This is a genomic window from Curtobacterium sp. LFS084, from assembly GCF_047977705.1.
Lineage (GTDB): Bacteria > Actinomycetota > Actinomycetes > Actinomycetales > Microbacteriaceae > Curtobacterium.
In genome coordinates, this window is the sequence record NZ_JBFPFM010000029.1 from 13,019 (window position 1) to 39,129 (window position 26,111).

The following is a 26,111-nucleotide window of genomic DNA, read 5'->3' on the forward strand; positions in this document are numbered from 1 at the left end:
TGCTGGTGCCGTGACGACGACACCGGCCCGACTGCGCGCGATGCGACTCGCGGCGCAGGGGATCGCCGCGCCCGGACACGGTCCGACCGCGGTGGTGGAACGCATGCTCGCCGTGCAGGGCCAGGACCTCGCGCAGGTGACCTGGGCCGTCGGGGTCCGGGCTCCCGGGTCGACCCGCGACGACGTCCGTGCAGCGTTCGACCGTGCCGAGATCGTCCGCTCGTGGCCGATGCGCGGCACCCTGCACGCGATGCGGCCCGACGACCTGCGACTGCTCCTCTCGCTCACCGCCGAGCGGACCATCCGGTCCATCGCCCGGCGAGCGGCCGAGCTCGGCATCGACGACGCGGTCATCCGCACCGCACGGGACACCACGGCCGGCGTCCTCTCGGGCGGCCGGTCGCTCGTGCGCGACGACCTGTTCGACGCCTACCGCGCCGCCGGCCTCGACCCGGCCGGCGGCCGCGGCGACCACGTGCTGCTCCGCCTGGCGCTCGCGGGGATCGTCGCGTGGGGTCCGACCGCCCGGGTCGGCCAGGGGCTCGTGCTCCTCGACGACTGGGCACCGGCCGCCACCGACCTGCCCGACCGCGACGAGGCGCTCCGCCGCGTGCTGGTCGGGCACCTGCGCGGCCGGGGCCCCGCGACCGAGGCCGACACCGCTGCGTGGACGAAGCTGCCGCTCGGCGACGTCCGGCGTGCCCGTGCCGTCGCCGGTGACGCCGTCGAGGACCTCGGCGACGGCCTCCTCGCCCTCGCCGACCGGCCCGACCCGGGTGGCGTGCCGACGGCGCACCTCCTCCCGGGGTTCGACGAGTACCTCCTCGGCTACGCAGACCGCACCGTCCAGCTCGATCCCGTGCACGCCGACCGCGTCGTCCCCGGCGGCAACGGCATCTTCTTGCCGATGGCCGTCGTCCGCGGCCGGGTCGTGGGGACCTGGAGCCGATCCGAGCGCTCCCGGGACGTCCGCGTCACCGTCACGCCGTTCGAACCGCTCGACGCGGCGGCCCTCCGCGCACTCGAGGCGGCCGCCGGCCGCTACGGCGCGTTCCTCGCGACCCCCGTCTCCTTCGCCGTCGCCGGACCGTCCTGATCCCGCACGCGGTCGACGACACCCCACCCGTCGACCGACCGGTGCCGGGTCGCGGACCGATGCCGCCTGCCGGGCGCGCGCCGCGCCTCCAGGCAGCACCCAGCCGCCACGCGGCGGACTCCGACGCTCCCTCGGGTAATGTCGCAGGGCCATGACCGACAGCCCGGCCGACGCCACCCCGTACGAAGTCCTCGGCGTCCCCGCGTCCGCCGACGACGACGAGCTCCGCCGCGCCTACCGTCGCGCAGCGCGCGAGTCCCATCCCGACCTCGGCGGCGACGCGCGCCGCTTCCGCCAGGTGCAGATCGCCTGGGAGCGGATCGGCACCCCCGCCGCACGGCGCGCCTACGACGCCGGGTCGCAGCGTGGTGGCCAGCAGGGCGCGTCCGGCCCGTCCGGTTCGTCGGCCTGGAGGAGCGACACCGGTCGCGACGCCTACGCACCCCCGGCGGCGCGTCGCGACACACGCCCGCGGGCCCGGTCCCACGGACACCCCGGCGGGCGGTCGCGCGAGGTCTTCCTGCAGGCCGAACGCGAGTGGGTCGGCCTCGGGGACCCCATCGAGGACCCCTACGACCCCACGCTCATCCGCTCCGCCCCGCGGCACATCCGGCGGCTCCTCGCCGAGGCCCTCGCCGAGGAGGCCACGGCGTCGATCGTCTCCGAGATGGGCATCGGCGTGACGGTGTGGCACGACCTCGACGCCGGTGCCGAGGGCAAGCTCGACCACGCCGTCCTCACCCCGAGCGGTCTGTGGGCCGTCGAGTCGATCGACTGGGGCGCTCCGGTGCGCATCGAGCACGGCGAGATCGCGGGGGAGACCCTCGCGGACGGCGAGCGTCCCGTGAAGGAGCTCGTCCGGGCCGCCCGCGCCGTGCAGAAGCAGACCCGGGTGCGCTTCACCGGGCGCCTGCTCGTCGTGCCGGACTCCGCCGTCGACGAGGACGTCCAGCTCGTCGGCTCGCCGCGCAAGCCCACCGCGCTGGTGGTCCGCCGCAGTGCGCTCGGCCAGGTGCTGAACGGCGTGTGGTCGCCGGAGGGGCACGTCGACGTGTTCGAGGTCCGCGACCGACTGCAGCAGACCGTCCGGTTCGTGTGATGCCCGAGCCGGTGGTGGTCCTCGTCGGTGGCTGGGAGCACCAGTGCTGCGGGCTCCCCGTCGAGATCGGTGAGGTCGTCGAGTACGGCGTGGTGTCGGCCGACGGCGCGCGGCGCTTCGCGGAGATCCGGCACGACACCGTGCCGAACCAGCGGATCCGAGGGCGTGTCACCGAGCTGTTCGCCGTCGGACGGGACGGCCGCGTCGCGATCGACCGCGTGCCGAGCGGTCGAGCACTCCGCGGCTTCGACGATGACGACGACGGACACCTCGAGGCCCGGTGGACCGGACAGCCCGTCACGGTCGAGTGGGAGGGCGACCCGGAGTTCGAGGTCGTCGTCGATCCCGACGGCAAGCGGAAGCGTCAGTAGCCGCGGAGCTTCTCGAGGTCGCGGCGCTCCCGCTTGCTCGGACGCCCGGCGCCGCGGTCGCGCATCGGGACGAAGCCGGCCTCCTCCTTGGGGAGTCTCGGCGGGGTCCTGTCCTCGAAGTGCTTCGCCGCCTCGGGAGCACTCGTCCGCTTGAGGATGATGCCGGTGACGACGACGATCCGGTCGAACCCGTTCTGGCGCACCCGCACCTCGTCTCCGGGGCCGATCGGTTGCGCGGGCTTCGCGCGCTCCCCGTTCACCCGGACGTGCCCGGCCTTGCACGCGGCGGTCGCGGCGGAGCGGGTCTTCGTGATCCGCACCGCCCAGATCCAGCTGTCCACGCGAGCCTTGGCCATCCCCACACTCTAGGGCGGACCGGCCGTACGCTGGCGGTGTGGGAGACGGTGCCGGGCAGGACGCGATCGCCCGGGCGCTGGCGCTCGCGGTGCTCCGGGACGCGGCGATCGGCGACCGGCTGGTCGTCCGGGCGCTCGACGGCACGGGGGCGCGGGACGCGCTCGGGACGCTCGTCGGCCGTACCGATTCGTCCGTGCGGGTCGACACCCGTCGAGGCCTCGTCGACGTCGCACTCGCCGACGTCGTCGCCGCGAAGCCGGTCCCGCCGCCGCCCGCGCCGCGGCCCCCGCGCCGCTGACCTCGCACCGTGCCGCCTCGGCCGGCGGGTGCGGCGTCCCCGGCAGCCCCCGCACGGTGCGGCTTCGGCCAGCCGGTGCGGTGTCGACCGCTGGGTGCGGGCTTGTAGCGGGGCACCGGGCGGTCAACCTCGCACCGGCCGACGGAGCGCGCACCGTGCGGCAGGCCGTGCGGGGGCCCGCGCGGGGGCGACCGGACGATCCGCACGGTGCGGCCTTGGCCGGCCGGTGCGGCGTCGATCGCTGGGTGCGGGCTTGTAGCGCGGCACCGGGCGGTCAACCTCGCACCGGCTGACGGAGCGCGCACCGTGCGGCGGGCCTCGCGGGTGCCCGCGCGGGGGCGACCGCACGATCCGCACGGGGCGGCCTTGGTCAGCCGGTGCGGCGTTGACAGCTCGGTGCGGGCTTGTAGCGCCGCACCAGGCGGTCAAACTCGCACCGGCTCACGGAGCGCGCACCGTGCGACGGGCATCCACACCCGCTCCGCCCAACCCCGCACCACCCGCACCCACCCCGCACCCCCACCCCACCCCGCCCCGCGCCCCCGGAACCGGGCGACCCCGGCGAGCCGCCACCGCCCCCGCGCCGGCCCCGACGTAGCCTCGTGCCATGGCCGTCCCCGTCCCGCTCGGCACCGAGGACCGCACCGCCCGCCTGACCCTCCGCCGCCCCGACGCGTGGCGCCGCGAGGACTCGGCCCAGGCGGACCTGCGCGTCACCGGCGACGACGTCGTGCTCACCGTCCGCTCCCGTCCGAGCGACCGCACCGTCGCGGAGGAACACACCAGCCTGCTGGAACGCCTCCCGGGCTCGGTCGACGGACTCCGGCTCATCGGCTCGGACCCGTGGACGACCACGGGCGCTCCGGCACGGCTCGTCGAGTACGTCCGACCCGACGAGGACGGCGACGTCGCGGGAGCGCACCTGCTCTTCGTCACCGGGCGGCACCGCGTGGACCTCACGATCGAGCGGCCCCTCGCCCGCATGCTCGCCACCGACGACCTCGTGTTCGCCGTGCTCGACAGCGTCCGCGCCACCGAGCCGGCGCCGTCGCGGGTGCAGCGCGACCTCGAGCCGCTGCCGGACGCCGCGCCCGCCGCCGACCTCGAGGGCACCCACCTCGGCACCGAGGCACTCGCCACCCTGCGCTCCCTCGCGGGCCGTCGGTGGAACCCCACACTCCTCCGCACGCCGGCCGGCCGCGAGCTCATCGAGTCCGGCCTGGTCGGCCGGCTCGGCACCCTCCCCGAACCGACGCAGGCGCTCCTCGCGCCGTGGGAGGGCGACGCCCAGCCGGTCACGCTGGAACAGCGGCTGCCCGACGGGCGCACCACGCGCCTCCAGGCCTGGTCGGAGACCGTCGTGGACGGGACGGACGAGACGGGCGCGGTGATCGCGCAGCTGCCGGTCGAGCGCGTGGTCGCGCTGGTGGCCGGGAGGCTCGGCATCGGTCCGGCATGGACCTTCCCGTTCCGCACGGGGTCGCTCCCGGCGGATCTGCTCGCGCGCCGGACCTCCGGGTCGGGGGCAGCAGCCGACCTGCCGACGGCGACCGCCGAGGCGGACCCTCGGCTGGCGCGCTTCTGGGCGGCAGCGTGGACGGTGTCGTCGCTGCGTCGACCGGGCAAGCCGAACCCGATCGTGGTCGTGCGCGCCGCCGGGCAGGGCTTCGCACGGGTCGGACGCACGGAAGCCGGGGAGACCGTCTTCACGACGGACTCCCCGGCGAACGTCTACCGGTCGGTGGTGCGGGCGCTGCTCGGCTGAGCCGCTCCCGCTCCCGCTACGCGGCGGGGCCGGCGGTCAGGGTGACCGTCACGGTCTTCGCGGCGCCGGTGCTGTCGGTGTAGCCGACCGTCACCTTGTCGCCGACCGAGTGCGACTGGATCGCCGAGGTCAGGGCGTCCGAGCTCGCCACGGCCGTGCCGTCGATGCTCGTGATGGTGTCGCCGGCGGCGAGACCGGCCGACGCGGCACCCGAGCCCTCGACCGTGCCCGCGACGGTGACGCCGCCGGTCGATGCGGTCCCGCTGACCTCGACCCCGAGGAACGCCGGCAGCCCGATGGTGATGGTCGACGAGGACTCGCCCGCGAGGATCTTGTCCGCGATCGACTTCGCCGTGGTGATCGGGATCGCGTACCCGGTGACGTCCGCGGTGCCCGACGAGGCCGCGGTCGCCATGCCGACGACCTCGCCCTCGCTGTCGAGGACCGGACCGCCGGAGTCGCCCGAGACGATGTCCGCGGCGACCTCGATGAGGCCCTGCAGCGACTCCGTGCCGGTGCCCGACTCGCTCTGCACCTGGATGTCCTGGTCGGTCGCGGTCACGGTGCCCTCGGCGGCGACGAGGTTGCCCGTGCCCTCGGCGTTGCCGACGTCGGTCACGGTGTCGCCGGTGCTCGGCTCGCCGTCGTCGTCGAGCGTCACGGTGGACAGCCCCGACGCGCCCTCGAGCTTGAGGACCGCGACGTCGTGCGTCGCGTCGGTGCCGACGACGTCCGCCTTGTACTCCTTGCCGGTCGTCTCGTCGGTGACCGTGATGCTCGTCGCACCCTGGATCACGTGGTTGTTCGTGAGGATCGTCCCGTTCGACGTGAGGATCATGCCCGTGCCGGCCGCCTGCGACGACTCGTCGTAGTTGAGGACGGTGTTGATGGTCACGACGCCCTTCTTCTGGGCGCTCGTCGCCGCGGTCGCGGCGGACTGCGTGCTCGTGCCGCTGCTGCCGTCGCTCGAACCGGTGCCGTCTCCGGGCACCGTGAAGCCGTTGGTGCCGCTGCCGTCGGTCCCGGAGCCGGTGCCGGACCCGGTGCCCGGCAGCGTCGTGGTGCCCTGCGACTGGCTCGAGGTGGTCGTCGTGTGCTGCGAGGACAGCCCGAGCGCGGTCCCGCCGGCGGCACCGACGATCGCGAGCGCGGCGATCCCGGACCCGATCATCAGTCCGAGGCGACGGGGGCGCTTCGTGCCGTGGTTCGTGGGGGCGAACCCGTGGTTCGCCGACGCCACACCGTGGTCGGCCGTCGCAGCGCCGTGCACCCAGCCGTGCTGGAAGCCGGGGAGTGCCGGGCTGCCGATGCGGAACGGACCGCGGCCGTCGGGGGTGTACCCGTAGGGGCCGGAGCCGTCGGGGCCGTAGAGGTACGGGCCGCTGCCGTCGAACGCGTACGCCGAGCGGAGGGTCGACGGGTCGGCGTGCGGTGCCTCCCACGTCGCCCCGGCCTGCGGCTGCGCAGCGTCGGTGCGGGCGGTGCCGTTCTCGTCGGCGGCGGGGTTCGGGGTCTCGTTCATCGGTGCTCTCCGGTCGTCCCTCGACGGCCCGGTCGGGCGTCGATGGGTACGAGTACAGGCCCGGTTCCCATGACGAACCTATGAACGGACCCTGCGGCTGCTCACGGCTTGCTCGGGGGTCGCCGTACGGGCTGATCGGGGGTCGACGTGCGGGATCGTCCGTTAGGGTTGCCTTACTTCCCATGCGTTCGCCGTCGCCCACCCCTCCCGCGCCCAGCTCCGTGCCCCGCCTCGCCGGTGCCACCGTGCTGGCCGTGGTCGTCCTCGTCGTGGCGGTGGCGCTCTCGGTGGCCTTCGGGTCGCGTCCGATCCCGCTCGGCACGGTGCTCGACACCGTGCTGCACCCGGGGCGGAACGACGAGATCGGCCTGATCGTCCTCGGCAACCGGGTGCCCCGCACGGTCGTCGGGCTCCTCGCCGGGTCCGCGCTCGGAGTCGCCGGCGCGGTCATGCAGGGCGTGACGCGGAACCCGCTCGCCGACCCCAGCGTCCTCGGGATCAACTCGGGGGCCGCCCTCGCGGTGGTCGCCGGGATCGCGCTGTTCGGGATCAGCGGCACCGCTGCCTACCTGCCGTTCGCGTTCGTCGGCGCCGCCCTCGCCGCGCTCCTCGTCTACGGCATCGCCGCCGTCGCGCGCCGCGGCCTGTCGCCGGTCGGGCTCGCGCTCGCGGGGGCCGTCGTCGCCGCCGCGCTGTCGTCGATCACCACCGCGGTGCTCGTGACGAGCCAGAGCCTGCTCGACCAGCTCCGCTTCTGGCAGGTCGGTGCCCTCGCCGGCAAGGACCTCGGCACCGCCGGCGTCATCACGGTGCCGGTCCTCGTCGGGCTCGTCATCGCGTTCGGTCTCGGCCGGTCGCTCAACACGCTGGCGCTCGGCGACGAACTGGCCGCCTCGCTCGGGCAGCGGGTCGTGCTCGTCCGTGCCGTCGGGGGCGTCGTCACGGTGCTGCTCGCCGGGTCGGCGGTCGCCGCGGCCGGACCGATCGCCTTCATCGGGCTCGCCGTCCCGCACGCGGTGCGTCGGCTGAGCGGCCCCGACCACCGCTGGACGATCCTCCTGTCCGCCGTCGTCGCGCCGGCCCTCCTGCTGGTCGCCGACGTCATCGGGCGCGTCGTCGCCTACCCGGGGGAGCTGCAGGTCGGCATCGTGACCGCGCTCATCGGTGCACCGGTGTTCATCTGGCTCGTCCGGTCGCGGGCGGTGAAGGGGCTGTGACCGCGGTGCGCCCGACCGCTCGTCGCCGCGAGGCCCTCGTGCTCGTGGCCGTGCTCGTCCTGCTCCTCGTCCTCGTGCTCGTCGGGCTCGGCGTCGGCGAGATCCCGCTGTCGCCCGTGCAGGTCGCGAGCGCGCTCGTCGGGCACGGCGACACGATCTCGGACTTCGTGATCGGACAGCTCCGCGGCCCCCGGGTCGCCGGCGCGATGCTCGTGGGGGCATCGCTCGGCGTGGCCGGTGGCATCGTGCAGAGCGTCGTCCGCAACCCGATCGCGAGCCCCGACGTGATCGGCATCACCTCGGGGGCGAGCGCCTCGGGTCTGACGGCCATCGTGCTGTTCGGCGCGAGCGGCGGGACCCTCTTCTCGGTGGTGCTCGTCGGCGCAGTCGTGGTGTCGCTCGTGATCGCCGGACTCTCCTGGCGGCGGGGGATCACCGGCAACCGGGTGGTCCTCGTCGGGATCGGCGTCGCGGCGATCTGCCTGAGCATCACCGGGTGGATGCTCACGAGCGGCACGGTCACGCAGGCCGGCACCGCGCTCCTCTGGCTCTCGGGCAGCCTGAACGCCGTCGACCGGAACCTCGTCGGCGTGCTCGCCGTCGCGTTCGTCGTGCTCATGGTGCTCGCGCTGCTGCAGTCCTCGCGACTCACCGTGCTGACCCTCGGCGACGAGGTGGCGTCCTCGCTCGGGCTCCGGCCGAACCGCGCGAAGGTGCTCCTGCTGCTGACCGCCGTGTGCCTGACCGCCGCCGCCGTGGCGACCGCGGGACCGGTGTCGTTCGTCGCGCTCATGGCCGCCCCGATCGCCCGACGGCTCGTGGGTGGTGGGCGCGTGGCGCTCGGCGCGACCGCGGCCGTCGGTGCCGTGGTCACCCTGGCGAGCGACCTCGTCGCCCAGTTCGCCATCCCCGGGAACGCCCTGCCCGTCGGGGTCGTGACCGGGGTGATCGGGGCGCCGTACCTGCTCTGGTTGCTCGCGCGCGGTCGCTGAGGGGTGGGTGTTCCCGGTACGTTCGCTGTACGCGTTCCCCCGAGTTGTCCCCAGCCCCGTTCGGGGCTGGGGTTCGGTGGGTCGTTTCCGATACGCTTGTGCGCCAAGAGGAGGAGGTCCACGATGCCAGATCCAGTGGTCCCGCAGCCGGACGGTCAGAAGACCCCTGAGCAGCGGCTGGTCGACACCACACTGACCTTCAGCATGGACATGGGGGCGGCGCTCACTGCCGAGTCCGGTGTGTCCGCCGAAGAACGTGACGCGATCAACGCGCTGCCCTCCGGGTCGGCGCTGCTCGTGGTCCGTCGCGGGCCGAACGTCGGTGCGCGGTTCCTCCTCGACTCGGACGTCACGACGGCGGGGCGACACCCCGACGCCGACATCTTCCTCGACGACGTGACGGTGTCGCGCAAGCACGCCCAGTTCCTCCGTCACGGCACGAGCTTCAGCGTCAAGGACAACGGGTCCCTCAACGGCACCTACTTCGACGGCGTCCGCATCGACGAAGCACTGCTCACCGACGGGTCCGAAGTGCAGGTCGGCAAGTTCCGCCTGACCTTCTACGCCTCCCGGGTCGACCTGGCGCGCCTGGCGAACGCGTAGTGGCCGCACGGTCCGCCGCGGCCCGGGCGGGGTCCGCGGTCCCGGACCTGCTCACGATCGGGCAGGTCCTCGCTCGCCTCAAACCGGAGTTCCCGGACCTGTCCAGCTCGAAGCTCCGGTTCCTCGAAGAGCGCGAGCTGGTCACGCCGATCCGGACGGCGAGCGGGTACCGGAAGTTCTCGGCGGCGGACGTCGAACGCCTCCGGGTCATCCTCGGCCTCCAGCGCGACCACTACCTCCCGCTCAAGGTCATCAAGGACTACCTGGCCGACCTCGACGCCGGGCGCGAACCGGTCCTGCCCGGCGGCGGGGACGCCCCGAAGCCGTCGATCCTCGGCCGCGAACGGCGGTACACCCGTGACGAGACGGTCCGGGCCGCCGGGGCGTCGCCGATGCTCCTCGCCGACGCCGTGTCCGCCTCGCTGCTGCCCGCTGCCGACACGTACGGCGACGACGCGGTCTCGGTGCTCAAGGCGCTCGTCGAGCTGCAGCGCACCGGGATCGAACCACGACACCTGCGCACGATGCGCAGCGTCGCCGAGCGCGAGGTCGGGCTCATCGAGTCCGCGCTCATGCCCGTCTCGCGGCGCGGCGACGCGACCTCGCGGGCGAAGGCGACCGAGCTCGCGCGGGAGATCGCCGGCCACCTCGAGGTGATCCGGTCGAACCTGATCCGCACGGCGATCGGGCGTCTCGACGCATGACGCGCGTCGTGGCTCGTCCGTCCTCGACCGCTGGTGCGCGTCGGTGGGTGGGGCGTATCCTCGACACGCCGGACGCGCCGAGTCGGATGTCCCGCGCCGGAGCGGTTCGAGTCGCTACCGTGGACCTCGGAACAACTCTCAACCCGTCATTGAACGTTCAGTTGGGAGCTCGATCGTCGTGGAAGGCAGCCTGATGAGTGGGAACGACACCCCCGGGACCGAGTCGGAGATGACCCGGTACGACCTCGGGCTGCTCTTCACCGACGGCCTGCCCGAGCACGACGAGCAGAACGGCTACCGCGGCACGGTCGCAGCCCGCGCCGCCGGCATCTCCTACCGCCAGCTCGACTACTGGGCGCGCACCGAGCTCGTCGAGCCCACGATCCGCGGGGCCGCCGGCTCCGGGTCGCAGCGGCTGTACGGCTTCCGTGACATCCTCGTGCTCAAGCTCGTGAAGCGACTGCTCGACACGGGCATCTCGCTCCAGCAGATCCGCACCGCCGTGAACCAGCTCCGCGAGTCCGGCGTCTCGGACCTCGCCCAGACGACGCTCATGTCGGACGGGGCGTCGGTGTACCTCTGCACCTCCGACGACGAGGTCATCGACCTGGTCTCGCGCGGCCAGGGCGTGTTCGGCATCGCGGTGGGCAAGGTCCTGCGCGAAGTCGAGTCGTCCCTGGTCGAACTCGACGCCACGCCGGCGGCCGACCCCGACGACGAGCTCGCCGCCCGCCGGGCTTCGCGCGCTTCCTAGTCCCGCGCGCCCGGGGCGCCGGGGCCACCGGGACCACCAGGACCCGCGCAGCCGACCGCGGCGACGCCGAGCGGGCGAAATACGTCACACTCGGCGACGCGCAACGGCAGTTCGTACCCGGGCGGCGAACCGCCAGCGGCGTGTCGCGCCCGTTCGACGGACGAGCGGCCCGTGGCCGTCCGCGCAGGGCCTAGCGGAGCTGCGCGTCGGGGCGGAGGTGAGCCGCGCCTCCTGGCCGTCGACGCAGGTGCTGGGTCACCGGAGCTGCGCGTCCGTCGAGGCGGAGGTGAGCCGCGCCTCCTGGCAGCCGACGCAGGCGCTGGCCGGACGGGCCGTGCGCGTCCTGTGTCGCGGACTCCGCGTCGAGCGGTCGGGACACGCCGCCTGTCGGACGTCGAGCGGGCAGGATCGGCCGATCCGGCGTCCCGAGCGTGACGGAGAAGGCCCGCTCGGTGGGGCACAACGGGCGAGTCGTGCCGAGCCGGCCAGGCACGCCGAACGGTCGGGACACGCCGCGTGTCGGACGTCGAGCGGGCAGGATCGGCCGCTCCGTACGCCCGAGCGTGACGAAAAAGGCCCGCTCGGCGAAGCCGCGCGCGCCGCGCGCGGAACGCACCGCGCGGCCGCGCCGCCCCCGCGCGCGCAGGCGGAGCGCCCTAGGCCGCGCCGCCCTCGGCGTACGGGCCGATCTTGCCCGTGCGCATGATGCGCTCGAGCAGCTGGTCGAAGTTCCGCGCCATCTCCTGCGCCGACTCACCCGGCCACACGTGCAGGGGCTTCGCCGCACCCTGCGCCTGCTGCAGCGAGGTCCGCTCGGGCAGCTGCGGCGAGAGCACGAGCGGGCCGAACATGTCCCGGAGCTCCTTGATGCGGAACTGGTGCTCGAGCGACTGCACGCGGGCACGGTTCACGATGATGCCGAGGGGCTGCAGGCGGGGGGAGAGGCCGCGACGGATCTCCTCGATCGCGCGGAGTGCACGGTCGGCGGCGGCGACGGAGAACAGGCCGGGCTCGGTGACGACGGTCACACGGTCGGACGCGGCCCACGCGGTGCGGGTCAGGGCGTTCAGCGACGGTGCGCAGTCGATGAGGACGAGCTCGTAGTCCTGCTCGACGTTGGCGAGGGCCTCTTCGAGCTTCCAGATGTCGCGGATGGACGGGTGCGGCCCGTCGAAGTTGATCGCGGAGGGCGACCCGACCATGACGTCGATCTTGCCCTGGGAGCCCTTCGTCCAGCCCGAGGGGGCGATCGCCTGGCGGACGATCTTCTCCTTCGGGTTCTCGAGGACGTCGGCCACGTTGAGGTGTCCGGAGATGTTGATGTCGAGGCCGGTCGAGACGTCCGACTGCGGGTCGAGATCCACCACCAGCGTGCGCAGTCCCTTGGCGAACGCGGCCGAAGTCAGGCCGAGCGTCACCGTCGTCTTGCCGACACCACCCTTGAGGGAGCTCACGCTGAGTACATGCACGGTCAGCAACGTTACCGCCAGTAGGGTTGTCTCACCTCAACCCGGGCTGAAAGGGACCTCGTGTTCGACAAGATCCTGGTCGCGAACCGTGGCGAGATCGCCATCCGTGCGTTCCGCGCGGCGTACGAACTCGGTGCGCGCACCGTCGCCGTCTACCCGTACGAGGACCGCAACTCCCTGCACCGGTTGAAGGCGGACGAGGCGTACCTGATCGGGGAGCGCGGGCACCCGGTCCGCGCCTACCTGGACGTCTCCGAGATCGTGCGTGTCGCGCGCGAGTCCGGAGCCGACGCGATCTACCCCGGGTACGGCTTCCTGTCCGAGAACCCGGAGCTCGCCGCCGCCGCGGCCGCCGCCGGCATCACGTTCATCGGCCCGGGCGAGCACGTGCTCGAGATGGCGGGCAACAAGGTCACCGCGAAGGAGCACGCGGTCGCGGCCGGCGTGCCCGTGCTCGCGAGCACCCCGGCGAGCCGCGACATCGACGAGCTCCTCGCCGGTGCCGACGCGATCGGCTTCCCGGTGTTCGCCAAGGCCGTCGCCGGTGGCGGCGGGCGTGGGATGCGCCGGGTCGAGACGAAGCCCGAGCTCCGCGCGGCGCTCGAGGAGGCGATGCGCGAGGCCGACAGTGCGTTCGGCGACCCGACGATGTTCCTCGAGCAGGCCGTCATCCGCCCGCGCCACATCGAGGTGCAGATCCTCGCCGACGCGACCGGCACCGACGCCGGCACGATCCACCTGTTCGAGCGGGACTGCTCGGTGCAGCGCCGGAACCAGAAGGTCGTCGAGATCGCCCCGGCGCCGAACCTCGACCCGTCGATCGCCGCGGCACTGCACCGCGACGCCGTCGCCTTCGCCCGGTCGATCGGCTACGTGAACGCCGGCACGGTGGAGTTCCTGCTCGACACCGAGGGGGAGCGGGCCGGCCAGCACGTCTTCATCGAGATGAACCCGCGCATCCAGGTCGAGCACACCGTCACCGAAGAGGTCACGGACGTCGACCTCGTGCAGTCGCAGATGCGCATCGCCGCCGGGCAGACCCTCGCCGACCTCGGCCTGTCGCAGGACCGCGTCCGCGTCCACGGTGCGGCGCTCCAGACGCGCATCACGACCGAGGACCCGACCCAGGGCTTCCGACCGGACACCGGCCGGATCACGACCTACCGGAGCCCCGGTGGCGCGGGTGTCCGTCTCGACGGCGGAACGGTGGCGACGGGCGCGCAGATCAGCCCGCACTTCGACTCGATGCTCGCGAAGATGACCTGCCGCGGACGGGACTTCCCGGCGGCGGTCGCCCGGGCGAAGCGTGCCCTCGCGGAGTTCCGGATCCGCGGCGTCTCGACGAACATCCCGTTCCTGCAGGCCGTGCTCGAGGACCCCGACTTCGACCGCGGTGACGTCTCGACGAAGTTCATCGAGGAGCGCCCGCAGCTGTTCGGCGGCCACGTCTCGAAGGACCGCGGCACGAAGGTGCTGAACTGGCTCGCCGACGTCACCGTCAACAAGCCGAACGGCGAGCGACGCCCGCAGACCGTCGAACCGAGCGAGAAGCTCCCGACGATCGACCTCGGCGCCCCGGTGCCCGAGGGGCAGCGCGACCGGCTCCGGCTGCTCGGCCCGGCGGAGTGGGCGAAGGCCCTCCGTGGCCAGACCGAGCTCGCCGTCACCGAGACGACCATGCGCGACGCCCACCAGTCGCTCCTGGCCACCCGCGTCCGCACGAAGGACCTCGTGGCGGTCGCGCCGTACGTGGCCCGGCTCACGCCGCAGCTGCTCAGCGTCGAGGCCTGGGGCGGTGCCACCTACGACGTCGCGCTCCGGTTCCTCGGCGAGGACCCGTGGGAGCGGCTCGCGTCGCTCCGCGAGGCGATGCCGAACATCCCGATCCAGATGCTGCTGCGCGGCCGGAACACGGTCGGCTACACCCCGTACCCGACCGAGGTGACGGACGCCTTCGTGGCCGAGGCCGCCGCGTCGGGCGTCGACGTGTTCCGCGTGTTCGACGCGCTGAACGACGTCAGCCAGCTGCGTCCGGCGCTCGAGGCCGTGCTCGCGACCGACACGGCCGTCGCCGAGGCGGCGCTCTGCTACACCGCCGACCTCCTCGACCCGTCCGAGGACCTCTACACGCTCGACTACTACCTCCGCCTCGCGGAGCAGATGGTCGAGGCCGGTGCGCACGTCATCGGCATCAAGGACATGGCCGGCCTGCTCCGCGCCGGCGCGGCCGAGCAGCTCGTCACCGCCCTGCGGGAGCGCTTCGACCAGCCGGTGCACGTGCACACGCACGACACGGCGGGCGGGCAGCTCGCGACGCTCCTCGCCGCGGCCCGTGCCGGTGCGGACGCCGTCGACGTCGCGGCCGCGCCGATGGCCGGCACGACGAGCCAGCCGAGCATGTCCGCGCTCGTCGCCGCCCTGGCGCACACCGAGCGCGACACGGGGCTGTCGCTCGACGCCGTCGGCGACCTCGAGCCCTACTGGGAGGCCGTGCGGCGCGCGTACGCCCCGTTCGAGTCCGGGCTGCCCGGGCCGACCGGCCGCGTGTACAAGCACGAGATCCCGGGCGGCCAGTTGTCCAACCTCCGCCAGCAGGCCATCGCCCTCGGCCTCGGCGACCGGTTCGAGCAGGTCGAGGACTGGTACGCCGAGGCGAACCGGATCCTCGGTCGCCCGACGAAGGTGACGCCGTCGTCGAAGGTCGTCGGCGACCTCGCACTGCAGCTCGCCGCGGTCGACGCCGACCCAGTCGACTTCGAGCAGCACCCCGAGAAGTACGACATCCCGGACTCCGTCGTCGGCTTCATGGCCGGCGAGCTCGGCGACCTGCCGGGCGGCTGGCCCGAGCCGTTCCGCTCGAAGGTGCTCGCGGGGCGCGAGGTGCGGCTCGAGGTCACGCCGGTGCCGGACGCCGAGCGGGCACACCTGGACACCCCCGGTCCCGAACGGCGACAGGCCCTCAACCGCCTGCTCTTCCCGCAGCCGACGCAGCAGTTCGCGCGCGTCCGCGAGCAGTACGGCGACCTCTCCGTCGTCCCGACCGTCGACTACCTGTACGGCCTGCGTCCCGGGCAGGAGCACGTCGTGCCGCTCGGCAAGGGCGTGGACCTGTTCGTCGGCCTCGAGGCGATCGGCGAGGCGGACGCCCGCGGCGTCCGCACGGTCATGGCGACGATGAACGGGCAGCTCCGCCCGGTGTACGTCCGTGACCGGTCGATCGAGGTCGAGACGAAGGCCGCCGAGCAGGCGGACAAGACCGACCCGAAGCACGTCGCGGCGCCGTTCTCCGGCGTCGTGACGCTCAAGGTCGCCGTCGGTGACGTCGTCGAGGCCGGTCAGGCCGTGGCGAGCATCGAGGCGATGAAGATGGAAGCGGCCATCACGGCACCCGTCGCGGGGACCGTCGGCCGTCTCGCGATCCCGGCGACCCAGCAGGTGGACGCCGGCGACCTCCTGGTGGTGCTGCAGTAAATTGACCGTCCGTCCCATCCGCCTGTTCGGCGACCCCGTCCTCCGTTCCCCGGCCGACCCGATCCGTCCGGACGCCGTCGGGAGCCAGGGCATCCGTGACCTCGTGCAGGACCTGATCGACACCGTCAAGGAACCCGGTCGTGCCGGCGTGGCCGCCCCGCAGATCGGTGTCGGGGTGCGCGCCTTCGCGTACAACGTCGACGGCGAGGTCGGCTACGTCCTCAACCCCGAGATCGTCGAGGTCGGCGGGGAGCCGGAGCTGATGGACGAGGGGTGCCTGTCGGTGCCCGGGCTGTCCTACCCGACCCGGCGGTCCCCGTACGCCAAGGTCCGCGGCGTGGACGTCGACGGGGCCGAGGTCGTGCTCGAGGGCACCGGGCTCATGGCCGAGGCGCTGCAGCACGAGGTCGACCACCTCGACGGCACGGTCTACGTGATGACGCTCGACCCGGACGTCCGCCGCCGGGCGCTCCGTGACATCCGCGCGCAGGACTGGTTCCACTGACACCCCAACGCGGGATTGTCGTCCGGGCCTGACGAGGGGGTACCGTATCGCCGTCGGCTTCCCACCGACGTCGTACCCCACACCCCCCAGGACACCCCCATGACCGCTCAGGACGACGAGCTCAGCTCGCACCGCACCCGTACCAACCGCCGCGCCACCGAGGTCCAGGTCACGACCTCCTCGACGGCCGTCCTCGACGCCCCCGCAGCGGAGCAACCGCAGGACGCCTGATCCCGCGCGCGGTCTCGGACCGCGCCCCGCGCCCCGCGTGACGGACAGGAGGGGGGGGGGGGGGGGGGGGGGGGGGGGGGGGGGGGGCGGCGCGCCCGCGCGGGGGGGGGGGCCGCCGCCCGCCCCGCCCCCCGCCCCCCCGCGTCGGCCCGGGGGGGCGGGGGGGGGGCTGGGGGACCCCCCACCGCGCCTCCTGGACTGCGCTGGTGCCCTAGCCCCGCCGACGGCGCCCCTCGACGACGGGCGTCGCGGTGGTCTGCACCTTCGACCCCGAGTAGATGTGCTCGACGTCGGCGGCGAAGTCCCGCAGCACGACCTGGCGCTTGATCGTCAGCTTCGGCGTGAGGTGCCCGGACGCCTCGGTGAGCTCGGTGTCGAGGATCGTGAACGACCGCACCGACTCCGCCCGTGAGACCCGCTGGTTCGCGGCGTCGATGGCCTCCTGGACGGCCTGGTGCACCCGCTCGTCGTAGGCGGCTTCGTGGGCGGACAGGGCGGGGGAGATGCCCCGGGCCTCGCACCAGCCGCCGAGCATGTCGCGGTCGAGCGTGACGAGGGCGGCGACGAACGGCTTGCCCTCGCCGACGACGACGACCTGGCCGATGAGCGGGTGCTCGCGGATCCCGTCCTCGAGCGGCGCCGGCGCGACGTTCTTGCCGCTCGCCGTGACGATGAGCTCCTTGGCGCGGCCCGTCACCGTCAGGACGCCGTTCTCGTCGAGCCGACCGAGGTCACCGGTCCGGAACCACCCGTCGACGAGCGCCTTCGCCGTGGCCTCGTCGTTGTGCCAGTAGCGGTCGAACACGTCGACGCCGCGGATGAGGATCTCGCCGTCGTCCGCGATGCGGATCTCGACCCCGGGGAGCGCACGGCCGACGCTGCCGATCCGGAGCTCACCGGCCCGGTTGACGGTGGCGGGTGCGGTCGTCTCGGTGAGGCCGTACCCCTCGAGGATGAGCACCCCGATCGACCGGAAGAAGTGCGACAGGCGCGGTGAGAGCGGCGCCGAGCCGCTCACGGCGTAGCGGACCCGTCCACCGATGGCGTCGCGGAGCTTCGCGTACACGAGCCGGTCGAACAGCTTGAAGCGGAGCGCCAGGCCGAGTGGGACCCTGCCCGCCGCGAGGGCCTCGGAGTGCGCGACCGCGGTCTTCGCGGCGGCCCGGAAGATGCGACCCTTGCCACCGAGGTCGGCCTTCTGCTCGGCCGAGTTGTAGATCTTCTCGAACACCCGCGGCACTGCGAGCAGGAAGGACGGCTTGAACGTCGAGACCGCGTGCATGAGGTCCTTCGTGTCCGGCTCGTGGCCGACGAGGACCCCGGCGGAGACCGACATCACCGCGATGAACCGCGCGAAGACGTGGGCCATCGGGATGAACAGCAGCGTCGAGGCGCCGTCGGCGACGACCTCGGGCATCGCCTCGGACGCACCCTCGACCGTCGCGGTGAAGTTGTCGTGTCGGAGCACGCAGCCCTTCGGCCGGCCCGTCGTCCCCGAGGTGTAGATGATCGTGGCGTCGTCGTGGCCGTGCACGTCGACCGTGCGCGCGTCGAGCTCGGCGTCGGTGACGTCCTCGCCGAGGCGGACCAGGTCGTCCAGGCCGCCGCCGTCGATCGTCCAGTGCTGGCCGAGGTGCGGCAGGTCCGGCGCGATCGACGCCACCCGGCGTGCGTGCTCCTCCTGCTCGACGATGATCGCGACGGCCTCGGAGTCCGAGAGGATCCAGCGCACCTGGTCGGGCGAGCTCGTCTCGTAGACCGGGATCGAGACGAGCCCGGCGGTCCACACGGCGAAGTCGACCAGGGTCCACTCGACGCGCGTGCGCGACAGGATCGCGACGTGCGCCCCGGGTTCGAGGCCGGCGGCGACGAGGCCCTTGGCGATGCCGCGCACGCGCTCGAGGGTCTCGGCCGCGGTGATGGGCGTCCACCGGTCGCCGTGCCGCACGGCGAGGATCGGACGGTCCGGCGTCGTCCGGGCCCGCTCGGAGAGCAGTCGCGCGGCCGAGCCGTGGTCGGGGGCGGTGAGCGGGGTTGGGTGCCGCTGATCGTTCACGGTGACTCCCTTGTCGGCCGGTTCGATTCGAGTGGGCCTCATCGTCGAGGCCGCACCGTCAGCATAGGACGCGTTCCCCCGCGTTCCGTGAGCGTGCGGGGAACCGGTAGGCTCGTTGCTCGTGCACGCCATCGGAATCGACATCGGGGGCACCAAGATCGCGGGAGCGGTCGTCACGGAACTGGGCGAGATCCTCGCCGAGGACCGGGTGGCCACCAACGCTGCGGACCCGGACGCCATGCTCGACGACGTGGTCGCGATGGTCTCGCGACTGCGCGCCGCGAACGAGGTCGGCGCCGTCGGCGTCGCCGCACCGGGCTTCATCGACGCCTCGCAGTCGATCGTCTACTACACGCCGAACATCCGGTGGCGGAACGAGCCGCTGCGCCAGAAGCTCCAGCAGCGGATCGGCGACCTGCACATCACCGTCGACAACGACGCGAACGCCGCGGGCTGGGCCGAGTTCCGCTTCGGCGCCGGTCGGCTCGTGTCCGACATGACCATGCTGACGATCGGCACCGGTGTCGGCGGCGCGATCGTGACCGAGGACCGCCTCTTCCGCGGGGGCTTCGGCACCGGCGGCGAGATCGGCCACCTCCGCATCGTGCCGAACGGACTGCCCTGCGGCTGCGGTGCCCGCGGCTGCATCGAGCAGTACGGGTCCGGTCGTGCCCTGCAGCGCATGGCGAACGACGTCGCGGACGCCGGGGGCATCGGGTCCGCCCTGGCCGACGCCCGCGCGGCGAACGGCGGCGAGCTCGACGGGCACATCGTCGGCGACCTCATCCTGGCCGACGACCCCGGTGCCCTCGCGGCGCTGCGGCGGCTCGGTCGGCACCTGGGCGAGGCCTGCGCCTCGCTGTCCGCCGTGCTCGACCCGCAGCTCTTCGTGTTCGGCGGCGGCGTCGCCAGCGCGGGGGACCGGCTGCTCGACCCGATCAAGCAGGCGTACCTCAACAACCTGCCGGCCCGTGGGTACCACCCGGAGCCGGACTTCGTGATCGCCGAACTCGTCAACGACGCCGGTGTCGTCGGCGCGGCCGACCTCGCTCGGATCCACGCCCGCACGGCGTAGGGTCGCACCACCCCACCGTCTCGGAGTCGACGATGACCTACTGGCTGCTGAAGAACTTCCTGCTCGGGCCGCTCATCCTCACGCTCTTCCGGCCGTGGGTCGTCGGCCGTGAGCACGTCCCCACGACGGGGCCGGTGATCTTCGCGTCCAACCACGTCTCCTTCATCGACTCGGTGATCCTGCCGGCCGTGCTCGACCGTCGGCTGTCGTTCCTCGCGAAGAGCGACTACTTCACGGGGCGCGGGCTGAAGGGCTGGGCGACGAAGACGTTCTTCAACGCCATCGGGCAGCTGCCGATCGACCGCTCCGGCGGGAAGGCGTCCGAGGCCTCGCTCCGCACCGGCCTGCAGGTCCTCGCCCGCGGTGAGCAGCTCGGCATCTACCCCGAGGGCACCCGCAGCCCGGACGGCAAGCTGTACCGGGGCCGCACCGGCATCGCCCGGATGATCCTCGAGGGCCGCGTCACCGTCGTCCCCGTCGCGATGATCGGCACGCGCGAGGTGCAGCAGATCGGGCAGCGGTTCCCGAAGTTCAAGCGGGTCGGCGTCGTGTTCGGCAAGCCGCTCGACTTCTCGCGCTTCGAGGGCTTCGAGACCGACCGCTTCATCCTCCGCAGCGTCACCGACGAGGTCATGCACGAGCTCGCCGGACTGAGCCGTCAGGAGTACGTCGACGTGTACGCGACGAGCGTCAAGGAGCGGGCGAGCACGGCACGTGAGCAGGTCCTCCGTGCCAAGGTCACACGGAATGGCCGGGGCACGTCGGCACGTTAGGATTCGATGGTTCCGGCAACCGCCCGGACGGCCATCCCTTCGAGAGGTACCACCCTTGTTCGAGTCGACCGACTTCGTCGCCCTGCAGGATCCGGACGTGATCGAGGGCCTCGACTACTGGCGGACGCTCCCGATCAAGCAGCAGCCCACCTGGCCGGACCAGGCCGCGGCCGAGGCGGCATCGGCCGAGATCGCCACGCTGCCCCCGCTCGTCTTCGCGGGCGAGGTCGACAAGCTCCGTGAGCGGCTCGCGTCGGCCGCCCAGGGCAAGGCGTTCCTGCTGCAGGGCGGCGACTGCGCCGAGACCTTCGCCGGGGCCACCGCCGACTCGATCCGCGACCGTGTCAAGACGATCCTGCAGATGGCCGTCGTGCTGACCTACGGCGCGTCGATGCCGGTCATCAAGATGGGGCGCATGGCGGGGCAGTTCGCCAAGCCGCGCTCGAGCGACTTCGAGACCCGCGGCGACGTCACGCTGCCCGCCTACCGCGGCGACATCGTGAACGGCTACGACTTCACCCCGGAGAGCCGCCAGGCCGACCCGCGGCGCCTCGTGCAGGGCTACCACACGGCCGCGTCGACGCTGAACCTCGTCCGTGCCTTCACGCAGGGTGGCTTCGCCGACCTGCGGCAGGTCCACTCGTGGAACAAGGGCTTCGCGTCGAACCCGGCGAACGCCCGGTACGAGCACCTCGCCAAGGAGATCGACCGCGCGATCCGCTTCATGGGCGCCTGCGGTGCGGACTTCGACGAGCTGAAGCACGTCGAGTTCTACGCCTCGCACGAGGGCCTGCTCATGGACTACGAGCGCCCGATGACCCGCATCGACTCGCGGTCCGGGCTCGCCTACGACACGTCGGGGCACTTCATCTGGATCGGTGAGCGCACCCGTGACCTCGACGGCGCCCACGTGGACTTCCTGTCCCGCGTGCGGAACCCAATCGGCGTGAAGCTCGGCCCGACGACGAGCATCGACGACATGAAGGCGCTCGTCGACAAGCTCGACCCGAACCGCGAGCCCGGTCGTCTGACGTTCATCACGCGCATGGGCGCCGGCAAGATCCGCGACGAGCTGCCGAAGCTGCTCGAGGCGATCAAGGGCATGGACGCCAACCCGCTGTGGGTGACCGACCCGATGCACGGCAACGGCCTGACGACGCCGACCGGGTACAAGACGCGCCGCTTCGACGACGTCGTGGACGAGGTCCTCGGCTTCTTCGAGGCCCACCGCGAGGTCGGCACGTACCCGGGCGGCATGCACGTCGAGCTCACCGGTGACGACGTCACGGAGTGCCTCGGCGGCTCGGAGCAGATCGACGAGGCGACCCTCGCGACCCGCTACGAGTCCCTGTGCGACCCGCGCCTGAACCACATGCAGTCGCTCGAGCTGGCCTTCCTCGTCGCCGAGGAGCTCAGCGCACACCCGCACGTGCGCGCGTAGCGCGGCGCGCTCACGCGACCTGCTGACGGACGGGAGGGGGGGGGGGGGGCGGGGCCCGCCCCCGGGTGGGGGGGGGGGGGGGGGGGGCCGGGCGCCCCCCGCGCCTCCCGTCCGTCACGTGCGTGCGGCCGCCGCCCCGCCCCGCCCCGCTCGCCCCGAGACTCGGCTCCGCGGACACCTTCGTGGCTCCGGGAGCGCGAAACTGTCCGCCTGGCCGAGTCTCGGCACCGCGGGGTGCCGTGTGCGGGGCGTGCGCCTACTGCTCGTAGGCGAGCGTGATCGTGTCGCCGCGGTACACCGTCGCGCCGGCGCCCGGGTCGGTGGACTGGACGGGGAGCGAGGCCTTCCAGTCGTAGAAGCCGCACAGGATGTTCGTGCAGTCCGGCACCGAGACCTTCAGCCCGAGCGCGTCGAGCGTCGCCGTGGCGTCGTTGATCGTCTTGCCGTGCACGTCCGGCAGCGTGATCGGCGTCGGACCCTTCGACACGACGACGTCGATCGCGGAGCCCTCGACCACGGGATCGTCCGCGGCCTTCGCCGAGATGATCTGCCCCGTGGGGACGGTGTCGCTGTACTGCGCGTCCTGCGAGCCGAGGGTGAGCCCGACCGCGTCGAGCGTCGCCGAGGCGGCATCGACCGACTTGCCGACGACGTCCGGCACGGCGCCGAGCGAGACGGTGAGCGTCACCGGGCCCCGTTCGCCGTAGGCCTTGACGGTCGAGAGGTCGACGGAGGCCCCGTCGGTCCCGAGTCCGGTCGCCGCGATGACGGTGTCCTTCGGGGCGTCGGCGGAGAACTGGTACTGGTCGTCCTGCAGCTCGAAGTCGTCGTCGAGCGCGGCGGTGACGGTGGAGAGCGGCTGCCCGACGATCGCCGGCAGGGCGATCATCTTCGGGCCGTTCGACACCACGATCTGGACCGAGGTGCCCTTGCGGACCTCGCGTCGGGCCGCGGGCTTGGTCGTGGAGACCTGCCCCTTCGCGACGACCGCGTCGAACCGGGTCGCGGTCGACGACGCCGTCTGCAGGCCCTGCGCCTCGAGGAGCTGGCGTGCCTGCGAGACCGACTTGCCCGCGACCTCGGGGATGCGGACGTTGCCCCACGGACCAGGACCGAACGCCCAGCCGATCGAGCCGCCGATCGCCATCAGCACGAGGACGACGACGAGGACGATCCAGCCGCGCTTCCGGCGCCTGGTCGACTTGTCGGCGAGGCGCTGTGCGGCGGGGGAGAGCGCGCCGGGCAGTGAGCCGGTGCGCCGGGGGCCCGGTGCGTTCCGACCGCCACGGCCGCCGGGCTGCTGGGCCGACGAGCGCTGCGCCGGCTCGAGGATGGTGGTGGCGTCGCCGGAGTCCGCCGAGGTGGGCGTCGCGGACCCGGCCGGGATGATCGCGGTCGCGTTCTCGGGACGCAGCACGGCGGTCCGGTACTGCCCGGTGGCGCGCTGCTGGTCGCCCGCCATGTGGTCGAGCATCTCGCGGGCGTCACGCGGACGGTCGTCCGGGTTGCGGGCGGTGGACCAGGCGACGAGGTCGTCGAGCTCCGGCGGGATCCCGGCCACGGCGGCGCTCGGTGCGGGGACCTGGTCGTTCGCGTGCTGGTAGGCGATCTGCATCGGCTGCTCGCCCTTGTAGGGCTGCTCGCCGGTGAGCATCTCGTAGAGCATGATGCCGAGCGCGTAGATGTCGCTGCGGGAGTCGGCGGCGCCGCGCGTGACGAGTTCGGGGGAGAGGTACGCGATCGTGCCGAGCAGGGCCGCACCGGTCGCGGTGTTCGCCGTGGTGGCGCGGGCGAGGCCGAAGTCCCCGAGCTTGATGCGGCCGTCGTCGGCGAGCAGGACGTTCTCGGGCTTGAGGTCGCGGTGCACGATGCCGGCACGGTGCGCCGAGGCGAGGCCGGCGAGGACTGCCCGGAGGATGTCGGTCGCCTGCTCCGGCGTGAGCGCGTGGTGTTCCTGCAGGAGGTCGCGGAGCGTGATGCCCGGGATGTACTCCATGACGATGTACGCCGTGTCGTCCTCGGCGCCCTGGTCGTACACGCCGACGAGGTTCGGGTGGGAGAGCCGGGCGGCGGAGCGGGCCTCCTGGATGAAGCGCTCCCGGAAGGCCTGGTCGTCCGCCAGGTGGCCGTGCATGATCTTGATCGCGACGCGTCGCTCGAGCCGCACGTCGGTCGCCAGGTACACGGTCGCCATGCCCCCGCGCGCGATGCGGGAGCGTACGCGGTACCGGTGATCGATCATGCGACCGATCATCGGGTCCGTGGCGGCGTTGGTGGTCATCGGCGGCATTCTACGAATCGGGACTGCACGGACCGGCACTGACGCACCGGTCGTGACCGAATCTCGATCTTGCGGATGACTCGGTTCTGTCGGGCGGCCAGGCCTGCGAGCACGCCCGGGGACCGGGCGGCCAGGCGTGCGGGCACGCCCGGGGGCCGCGCGGCCGGGGTCAGAGCGATGCCAGCAGGCTCTGCGCGGTCTTCTCCCACTGCGCGTACGCCTTCGGGTACGCCGACACCTGGACGGCCTGCGCCGCCGTGGTGACGTTCATCGACGACCACCCGGCGATGTCGAGCAGCCCGCGGGTGTGCCCGGGGTTGCCGGTGAAGAAGCGCTTCGTCGCGGTCACCGGGTCCTGCAGCGCCGCAGCGGAGCCCCAGCCCTGGCTCGGCCGCTGCTGGAACAGCCCGACCGAGTCGCGGTCGCCGTGGGACAGGTTGCGGAGGCTCGACTCCTGCATCGCCGCGGCGAGGGCGATGACGATCCCGTGGTCGGACACCCCGAGCGATCGGCCGACGGACACGATCGTCGCCGCGTTGCCCCGCTGCTCCGCCGAGAGCGAGGGGCCGGAGGACGGCAGCACGAGGGTCTTGCCGGCGTAGATGGTGCTCGTGTAGGTGAGCCCGTTCGCCGAGAGGAGCGCCGAGACCGTCACGCCGTGCGCGGCGGCGATCGAGGCGATGGTGTCGCCCGTGCCGATCTTCACGCTGCCGGCCCGGGCCGACGAGGCGTTCCCGGAGCCGGAGGTCGGGGCGGCCGTGACCGACGCCACCGGCGCCGCCGTGGCACCAGCCGTCGGGACCCGGAGTGTCTGCCCGGGGTAGATCACGGAGCGCTGCGAGAGCTTGTTCGCGCTGAGGAGCGCCGTGGTCGACACGCCGACGCGCGCGGCGATGCCGGACACCGTGTCGCCCTGCTTGACGTGGTAGCTGCCCGTGGCCGACGTCCGCGCCGAGGCCGTCGTGACCGCTGGAGTCGACGCGAGGTGCAGCGTCTGGCCGGGGTGGATGATCGTGTTCCAGCCGAGGCCGTTGCGCACGAGCACCTCCTGCGCGGACAGGCCGTACCGGGCGGCGATGCCCGACACGGTGTCGCCCTGGCGCACGGTGTACGTGGTGGGGACCCGGGTGGAGACGGCGGCGACCGTCGTGACGGTGGTCTCGGCCGGACGGGCGACGGCGGTCTGGAAGACCGGTCGGTCGGTCACGGTGCGGTCCTCGTCGACGTGCCGCTTGTTGCGGTTGTCGTCGTCGTGGCGTGGTTCGGCGTGGGCGACCGGGCCGGTGAGTCCGGCGGTCACCGCGATCGTCCCCGCGAGGACGATGGGCATGGTCGCGAACCGGGCGGATCGTGCGCGCCGGGCGTCTTCGTCTGCAGCGTTGTCCACGGTGTCTCCTGTTCGAGCGGTGAGCCGTTGCGCGTGCGTGCGCACTCACAGGTGTTCCCACGCTGGCATGGCGCGTTTCCCAAGTCAACCAGAGAGTCGGATGTTGCGTGTGTGACGAATGTGACGAACGAGTCGGTGTGACGCCGCGCCCCACTCTGGCAACATGGGGCCTGTGAGTGCTGCACCCATCGACGACACGACCCTTTCCGAGCGATGGCTGACCGTCCCCGACCTGGTGGACCTGCTCGGGGTGAGCCCCGGGCGCATCCACCGTCTCTTCGAGCAGAAGACGCTGCTGCCCGCGCGCGTCGACGGCGTCCTGCGGGTGCCGAGCGAGTTCCTCGACGAGGGCGAGCCGCTGCCCGAGCTGCGCGGGACGCTCATCGTGCTCTCGGACAACGGCTTCACCGACGACGAGGCCGTCCGCTGGATGCTCTCGGACGACGACGCGATCGGCACCTCGCCGATCGCCGCGCTGCGCGCCGGCCGCAAGGCCGAGGTGCGTCGCATCGCCCAGTCCCTGCTCTAGCGGTCCCCGCCCGACGGACAGGAGGCGGGGGGGGGGGGGGGCGGCCCCCCGCCCGCACCCACGCGAGAGTCCACTCGCGAAGCGCGCGCGGGGCCAGGGGGGCGCGGCCCCGCCG

23 protein-coding genes are annotated in these 26,111 nt (G+C 73.0%); 17 read left to right on the top strand and 6 right to left on the bottom strand.

Going from position 1 to position 26,111, the window contains the following annotated elements; all coding sequences use genetic code 11:
• Window positions 1-10: 10 nt before the first annotated feature.
• The 3 genes from ACNQOV_RS13860 to ACNQOV_RS13870 all read left to right on the top strand — a co-directional run bounded on the left by ACNQOV_RS13860 (window position 11) and on the right by ACNQOV_RS13870 (window position 2,566).
• Complete coding sequence (locus tag ACNQOV_RS13860) at window positions 11-1,096, top strand: winged helix DNA-binding domain-containing protein (RefSeq protein WP_416395165.1); 1,086 nt, start codon at window positions 11-13, stop codon at window positions 1,094-1,096.
• Between the two features lie 151 nt (window positions 1,097-1,247).
• The gene (locus ACNQOV_RS13865) at window positions 1,248-2,195 is read left to right on the top strand and encodes a J domain-containing protein (RefSeq protein WP_416395167.1); all 948 of its coding nucleotides are present in this window, start codon (window positions 1,248-1,250) and stop codon (window positions 2,193-2,195) included.
• The gene (locus ACNQOV_RS13870; RefSeq protein ID WP_416395169.1) at window positions 2,195-2,566 is read left to right on the top strand and encodes a hypothetical protein; all 372 of its coding nucleotides are present in this window, start codon (window positions 2,195-2,197) and stop codon (window positions 2,564-2,566) included. Before ACNQOV_RS13865 ends, ACNQOV_RS13870 begins: the two co-directional genes overlap by 1 nt.
• Here the strand turns inward: ACNQOV_RS13870 and ACNQOV_RS13875 are convergent.
• Window positions 2,560-2,922, bottom strand: a complete 363-nt coding sequence (locus ACNQOV_RS13875; protein ID WP_022905197.1) for an RNA-binding S4 domain-containing protein — start codon at window positions 2,920-2,922, stop codon at window positions 2,560-2,562. The two genes, ACNQOV_RS13870 and ACNQOV_RS13875, sit on opposite strands and share 7 nt — an antisense overlap.
• Window positions 2,923-2,960: 38 nt before the next feature.
• Between ACNQOV_RS13875 and ACNQOV_RS13880 the strand changes: the two genes are divergently transcribed.
• Entirely contained in the window at window positions 2,961-3,221 is a 261-nt protein-coding gene (locus tag ACNQOV_RS13880) for a hypothetical protein (RefSeq protein WP_416395172.1), read from the top strand.
• Between the two features lie 607 nt (window positions 3,222-3,828).
• Window positions 3,829-4,986: a hypothetical protein gene (locus ACNQOV_RS13885; RefSeq protein WP_416395173.1), complete on the top strand. Its 1,158-nt coding sequence runs from the start codon at window positions 3,829-3,831 to the stop codon at window positions 4,984-4,986.
• Between the two features lie 16 nt (window positions 4,987-5,002).
• On the opposite strand, the gene ACNQOV_RS13890 is transcribed toward ACNQOV_RS13885, so the two are convergent.
• Window positions 5,003-6,508, bottom strand: a complete 1,506-nt coding sequence (locus ACNQOV_RS13890) for a S1C family serine protease (protein WP_416395175.1) — start codon at window positions 6,506-6,508, stop codon at window positions 5,003-5,005.
• A 254-nt stretch (window positions 6,509-6,762) separates the two neighbouring features.
• On the opposite strand from ACNQOV_RS13890, the gene ACNQOV_RS13895 reads away from it, so the two are divergent.
• The 5 genes from ACNQOV_RS13895 to ACNQOV_RS13915 all read left to right on the top strand — a co-directional run bounded on the left by ACNQOV_RS13895 (window position 6,763) and on the right by ACNQOV_RS13915 (window position 10,778).
• On the top strand, window positions 6,763-7,725 hold the full coding sequence (locus ACNQOV_RS13895) for a FecCD family ABC transporter permease (RefSeq protein WP_416395177.1): 963 nt from the start codon (window positions 6,763-6,765) through the stop codon (window positions 7,723-7,725).
• Window positions 7,722-8,717, top strand: a complete 996-nt coding sequence (locus ACNQOV_RS13900; protein ID WP_416395179.1) for a FecCD family ABC transporter permease — start codon at window positions 7,722-7,724, stop codon at window positions 8,715-8,717. The genes ACNQOV_RS13895 and ACNQOV_RS13900 overlap by 4 nt, the downstream gene beginning before the upstream one ends.
• Before the next feature lie 123 nt (window positions 8,718-8,840).
• Window positions 8,841-9,320, top strand: coding sequence for an FHA domain-containing protein (locus ACNQOV_RS13905; RefSeq protein ID WP_042723592.1), 480 nt, complete (start codon window positions 8,841-8,843; stop codon window positions 9,318-9,320).
• Entirely contained in the window at window positions 9,320-10,024 is a 705-nt protein-coding gene (locus tag ACNQOV_RS13910; protein WP_022905968.1) for a MerR family transcriptional regulator, read from the top strand. Before ACNQOV_RS13905 ends, ACNQOV_RS13910 begins: the two co-directional genes overlap by 1 nt.
• Window positions 10,025-10,217: 193 nt before the next feature.
• A complete protein-coding gene (locus tag ACNQOV_RS13915) occupies window positions 10,218-10,778 on the top strand; it encodes a MerR family transcriptional regulator (protein ID WP_070418635.1) in 561 nt (186 codons plus the stop codon).
• A 656-nt stretch (window positions 10,779-11,434) separates the two neighbouring features.
• Here the strand turns inward: ACNQOV_RS13915 and ACNQOV_RS13920 are convergent.
• A complete protein-coding gene (locus tag ACNQOV_RS13920) occupies window positions 11,435-12,247 on the bottom strand; it encodes a ParA family protein (protein WP_031262009.1) in 813 nt (270 codons plus the stop codon).
• A 60-nt stretch (window positions 12,248-12,307) separates the two neighbouring features.
• Between ACNQOV_RS13920 and ACNQOV_RS13925 the strand changes: the two genes are divergently transcribed.
• From ACNQOV_RS13925 to ACNQOV_RS13935, 3 genes are all read left to right on the top strand, one after another.
• On the top strand, window positions 12,308-15,718 hold the full coding sequence (locus ACNQOV_RS13925) for a pyruvate carboxylase (RefSeq protein WP_416395183.1): 3,411 nt from the start codon (window positions 12,308-12,310) through the stop codon (window positions 15,716-15,718).
• A 1-nt stretch (window position 15,719) separates the two neighbouring features.
• Window positions 15,720-16,223: a peptide deformylase gene (locus ACNQOV_RS13930; RefSeq protein ID WP_416395185.1), complete on the top strand. Its 504-nt coding sequence runs from the start codon at window positions 15,720-15,722 to the stop codon at window positions 16,221-16,223.
• A 99-nt stretch (window positions 16,224-16,322) separates the two neighbouring features.
• Window positions 16,323-16,454: a hypothetical protein gene (locus ACNQOV_RS13935; protein WP_402262056.1), complete on the top strand. Its 132-nt coding sequence runs from the start codon at window positions 16,323-16,325 to the stop codon at window positions 16,452-16,454.
• A gap of 211 nt (window positions 16,455-16,665) precedes the next feature.
• Here ACNQOV_RS13935 and ACNQOV_RS13940 read toward each other — a convergent pair whose 3' ends face one another.
• The gene (locus ACNQOV_RS13940; protein ID WP_416395188.1) at window positions 16,666-18,552 is read right to left on the bottom strand and encodes an AMP-dependent synthetase/ligase; all 1,887 of its coding nucleotides are present in this window, start codon (window positions 18,550-18,552) and stop codon (window positions 16,666-16,668) included.
• Between the two features lie 79 nt (window positions 18,553-18,631).
• Between ACNQOV_RS13940 and ACNQOV_RS13945 the strand changes: the two genes are divergently transcribed.
• The 3 genes from ACNQOV_RS13945 to ACNQOV_RS13955 all read left to right on the top strand — a co-directional run bounded on the left by ACNQOV_RS13945 (window position 18,632) and on the right by ACNQOV_RS13955 (window position 21,799).
• Window positions 18,632-19,585 carry an ROK family glucokinase gene (locus ACNQOV_RS13945; RefSeq protein ID WP_031261143.1) on the top strand — a complete coding sequence of 318 codons (954 nt, stop codon included), beginning with the start codon at window positions 18,632-18,634 and terminating at the stop codon, window positions 19,583-19,585.
• Window positions 19,586-19,617: 32 nt separating this feature from the next.
• Window positions 19,618-20,358, top strand: coding sequence for a lysophospholipid acyltransferase family protein (locus tag ACNQOV_RS13950; RefSeq protein ID WP_402262063.1), 741 nt, complete (start codon window positions 19,618-19,620; stop codon window positions 20,356-20,358).
• A gap of 97 nt (window positions 20,359-20,455) precedes the next feature.
• Window positions 20,456-21,799 carry a class II 3-deoxy-7-phosphoheptulonate synthase gene (locus ACNQOV_RS13955; protein ID WP_416395196.1) on the top strand — a complete coding sequence of 448 codons (1,344 nt, stop codon included), beginning with the start codon at window positions 20,456-20,458 and terminating at the stop codon, window positions 21,797-21,799.
• Window positions 21,800-22,055: 256 nt separating this feature from the next.
• On the opposite strand, the gene pknB is transcribed toward ACNQOV_RS13955, so the two are convergent.
• Entirely contained in the window at window positions 22,056-24,080 is a 2,025-nt protein-coding gene (pknB, locus tag ACNQOV_RS13960) for a Stk1 family PASTA domain-containing Ser/Thr kinase (RefSeq protein WP_416395191.1), read from the bottom strand.
• Window positions 24,081-24,249: 169 nt separating this feature from the next.
• Window positions 24,250-25,467, bottom strand: a complete 1,218-nt coding sequence (locus ACNQOV_RS13965) for a LysM peptidoglycan-binding domain-containing protein (RefSeq protein WP_416395193.1) — start codon at window positions 25,465-25,467, stop codon at window positions 24,250-24,252.
• A 163-nt stretch (window positions 25,468-25,630) separates the two neighbouring features.
• Between ACNQOV_RS13965 and ACNQOV_RS13970 the strand changes: the two genes are divergently transcribed.
• A complete protein-coding gene (locus tag ACNQOV_RS13970; RefSeq protein ID WP_022906697.1) occupies window positions 25,631-25,996 on the top strand; it encodes an Rv2175c family DNA-binding protein in 366 nt (121 codons plus the stop codon).
• Window positions 25,997-26,111: the final 115 nt, after the last annotated feature.